General features: G+C 71.3%; 4 protein-coding genes. All 4 read right to left on the bottom strand.

Annotated elements, in window-relative coordinates; translation table 11 throughout:
• Positions 1-1,273: ABC transporter permease (locus ACN675_RS28295; RefSeq protein ID WP_420753977.1), on the bottom strand; the 1,273-nt coding region annotated here is incomplete at its 3' end.
• Positions 1,270-2,052 carry an ABC transporter ATP-binding protein gene (locus tag ACN675_RS28290; RefSeq protein WP_420753976.1) on the bottom strand — a complete coding sequence of 261 codons (783 nt, stop codon included), beginning with the start codon at positions 2,050-2,052 and terminating at the stop codon, positions 1,270-1,272. The genes ACN675_RS28290 and ACN675_RS28295, both read right to left, overlap by 4 nt.
• Before the next feature lie 114 nt (positions 2,053-2,166).
• On the bottom strand, positions 2,167-2,871 hold the full coding sequence (locus ACN675_RS28285; protein ID WP_420753975.1) for a response regulator: 705 nt from the start codon (positions 2,869-2,871) through the stop codon (positions 2,167-2,169).
• Between the two features lie 10 nt (positions 2,872-2,881).
• Positions 2,882-3,810: sensor histidine kinase (locus ACN675_RS28280; protein WP_420753974.1), on the bottom strand; the 929-nt coding region annotated here is incomplete at its 5' end.

The raw sequence follows: 3,810 nt of genomic DNA, 5'->3' as shown, positions 1-3,810 counted from the left end.
GCACCCCGCCGGGGCAGGCGATCATCACGTTCGCGGTGGCCACGCCGATCACGAGCAGAGCCGCACCCGAGACGAGAGCGAGCGCCGCACAGACACGCCGCATCCGCGAGTCCGCCACCGGTTCGGGTTGTGTCTCGATCGGATGCAACGCGGCCAGTGCCGGTATCCGCGTGGCCCGGCGGGCCGGGCCGCTCGCCGCGAGCACCGTGACGACGGTGCCGAGCGCGATGCCGGCCACGACGGTCATCGGGCCGATCGCGATCGAGGTCAGCGGGATCGGCACGTCCGCGGCCCGCGCCAGCGCGACGACCAGCGCGGCGAGACCGCATCCGGCGAGCACCCCCAACGTGGCGGAGACGAGACCCACGACGAGGGCTTCGCCGCGCACACTGCGCCGCACCTGTTTCGCCGACACCCCCACGCATCGCATGAGAGCAAGCTCGCGAGTGCGGGCTGCGAGCAGGACCGCGAAGGTGTTGGCGATGACGAGACCGGCGACGACGACCGCGATCGCGACGAAACACAGCAGCACGTCGCGCAACACCGAGATGTTGCCGACGTGTGCCCCTGCGACCTCGGTGGCACGGTCGGCGCCGGAGACGACACGCACCCCGGGCAGGGCCGCGGCCAGCGCGTCGACGAGGCCGTCCCCGTCGCCGGCGACCCGCAGTTCCACCTCCGCATCGGCGCCCGCCCAGGAGCGCACCTGCGCGGTCTCGACGAACACGAGGCCGGAGTCCATGGCCTGCGGTGTGCCGTCGAGGTCGACGGTGCCGACGACCGTGACGGCCTCGGGCGCAGCGTCGGAGGCGACGACGGTGAGTGTCTCGCCCAGCGCGTATCGCGATCCCGAACCGACGACCACCTCGCCGGGACCGCCGGGCCAGCGACCGTCGGCGAGCCGCTGCCAGCGCAACGACTCGTCCGGGGCCAGGCTGGTCACCCTGGCCGATTCGGGAAGTCCCTCGGCCCCCACGATCCGGACGTATCCGGTCACGTCCAGCACCGCCGCGCGCACACCGGGTACCGCGGCGGCGACCGCCGCCGTGTGCTCCGGAGCGACGTCCGGCTCGGAACCTCGCGCATGGTCGAGGACCGCTGCAGCGGCAACCCCTTCGTATTGGGCGGCAGCCGCTTTCGTGATCGAGGAGTTCACGGTATCGCCGAGCACGAGGGTGCCGACGGCGAACGCGACGGACACGATCACGGCGAGGGCGGACGCGATGTATCGGCCGCGGTGGGCGCGAGCCTGGGCCAGAACGAGATGCCTCATCGTGCCACCGCACCGACCGCGCCGAGGCCACGCATCGCGTCGAGCACGGAATCTGCCGTGGGATCCGCTATTTCACCGGCGAGTCGCCCGTCGGCGAGGAGCACCACCCGGTCCGAGTACGACGCCGCGACCGCATCGTGGGTGACCATGACGACGGTCTGGCCGGTCTCCCGCACACTCGACCGCAGCAGCGCCAGCACCTCGGCGCCGGCCTGCGAATCCAGGTTCCCGGTCGGTTCGTCCGCGAAGATCACGTCGGGCTGCGGCAGCAGGGCCCGCGCGACGGCGACGCGCTGCTGCTGCCCCCCGGACATCTCGTGGGGCAGGTGGTCGAGACGGTCCGTCAGGCCGAGACGCCCGACGACCTCGTCGAACCACTGTGGTGCGGGCCGGGTTCCGGCCAGGCGCATCGGCAGCAGAATGTTGTCGCAGGCGGTCAGCACGGGCAGCAGGTTGAACGCCTGGAACACGAAACCGATACGGTCGCGGCGCAATCCGGTCAGCACCGCGTCCGACGCCGTGCTGATCTCGATTTCCGTGCCGATCCCGGCTCCGCCGTGCAGCACCACCCGACCGGCATCGACGCCGTCGAGTCCGGCCAGCGCGTGCATGAGTGTGGACTTACCGGACCCCGACGGGCCCATGATCGCGGAGAACCGGCCGCGTTCGAATTCGACCGAAATGCCGTCGAGGGCACGAACTTCGGCGTCGCCGTGCCCGTAGACACGGACCACGTCGTGTGCCGAGCAGGCGGGCGCGAAAGCACTGATGGAAGTCATCCTCCGACAGTAGGAATCAGCGCGATCCCGGCGCATCGGCGCGACACCCGATCCTGCGGCGCCGCGCGTCATACCGGGGTATGACCCGCAGCGGCCACCGGAGATACCGGGGTCCTACTGCGCGGTGCGCAGCAACTCGTCCGGACGCACCAGCCCGGCGCGGAAGGCGAACAGCACGGCCTGCACCCGGTCACGCGAACCGGTCTTGGCGAGCACCCGCCCGACATGGGTCTTGACGGTCGCGGCGGACAGCACGAACCGTTCCGCGATCTCGCCGTTGCTCAGACCGTGCGCCATCGCGGTGAGCACCTCGACCTCGCGCGGGGTGAGATCCTCCGGAAGGTCCACGTACGTGTCCTTCGTCGCGGCGGTCTGTTCGAGCATCGGCGACACATGCCGGAGCAGACGCCGGGTCGCGCGCGGGGCCATGACCGCGTCACCTCGATGCACGGTGCGAACCGCGTCGAGCAGATCCTCCGGCGGCGCGTCCTTGAGCAGGAATCCGCTCGCGCCGGCCGCGATGGCCTGCACGACGTAGTCGTCGTTGTCGAAGGTGGTGAGCACCACCACCTTCGGTGCCTCCGGGTCGGCGAGCAGGGTGCGGGACGCCGAGATCCCGTCGACCCGCGGCATCTGCACATCCATGAGCACGACGTCCGCGCGGACGCGCCCGAGTTCGGTCAGTGCGGCCGCGCCGTCGGACGCCTCGGCGACGACGACGATGTCCGGCTGGGATTCGAGCACCATGCGCAGCCCGGCACGAACGAGCTGCTGGTCGTCGACGAGTGCGACGCGGATGGGTGCGACGGATTCGGTCATCCCTGCCACCCTAGGCGGGGAGCTCGGCGCGTACACGGTAGCCACCCCCGGCACGTGGTCCCGCGACCGCGCGTCCACCGTGCAGGCGGGCACGTTCCTCGACTCCGGTCAGGCCCTGCCCACCGGGCGGCGCCTGCACGAGGGCCGCGGCCCCACGCCCGTCGTCGACGACCTCCACGACGAGCACCTCCGGCCGCCAGTCCAGCGTGACCTCGGTGTGCGCGTGGGGCCCCGCGTGTTTGAGCACGTTCGTCAGCGACTCCTGCACGATCCGATAGACCGACAACTGCGTTCCCACCGGAAGGTCGCGGGCCGGCCCGGCGACGGTGTACGTCACGTCCAGACCGCTTCCGCGCATCTGTTGCACGAGCGCGTCGAGATCGTCGAGACCGGGGGTCGCGGTGAACTCGCGGGGCGTGTCCTCGCGCAGCACCGACAGCAGCGAGCGCATGTCGGTCAGCGCGCGGCGCCCGGTCTCGGCGATCGTGGTGAGTGCACCGGCCGCGGCCTCGGGGTCGGCTGCGGCCGCGTACCGGCCGCCGTCGGCCTGCGCGATCATCGCGGTGAGCGAGTGCGCGACGATGTCGTGCATCTCACGCGCGATGCGGGTGCGTTCCTGGGTGGCGGCCAGTTCCGCTTCCTTGAGCCGATCGAGTTCGAGCAGACGGTTGCGTTCGGTCAGCGATTCCATCTCGCGTAGACGCAGTCCCCGCATCCGGCCGAAGGCCCAGATGCCGGCGAGGAACACCGCGACGAACACCGCCGCCGCGACCGTCTCGAAAAGGGTGCGGCCCTCGTACTGACCGAGGTAGTTCACCCCGGCCGCCGCACCGCCGATCGCCGCCGCGGCGAGCGCACCGTTCGCGGCCCAGCGTGGCGCGTACGCGGCGAGCGCGTACACCGATGCCGGCACAGCGATCGGGACGATCACGGACAACT

This window comes from Rhodococcus sp. O3 (assembly GCF_048897285.1).
GTDB lineage: Bacteria > Actinomycetota > Actinomycetes > Mycobacteriales > Mycobacteriaceae > Rhodococcus.
This window is presented reverse-complemented; position numbering and strand designations above follow the sequence as displayed.

Excerpts from the sequence above, each read along its gene's own strand:
- ACN675_RS28290 (WP_420753976.1), bottom strand. The coding sequence starts at position 2,052 with ATGACTTCCATCAGTGCTTTCGCGCCCGCCTGCTCGGCACACGACGTG.
- ACN675_RS28285 (WP_420753975.1), bottom strand. The coding sequence starts at position 2,871 with ATGACCGAATCCGTCGCACCCATCCGCGTCGCACTCGTCGACGACCAG.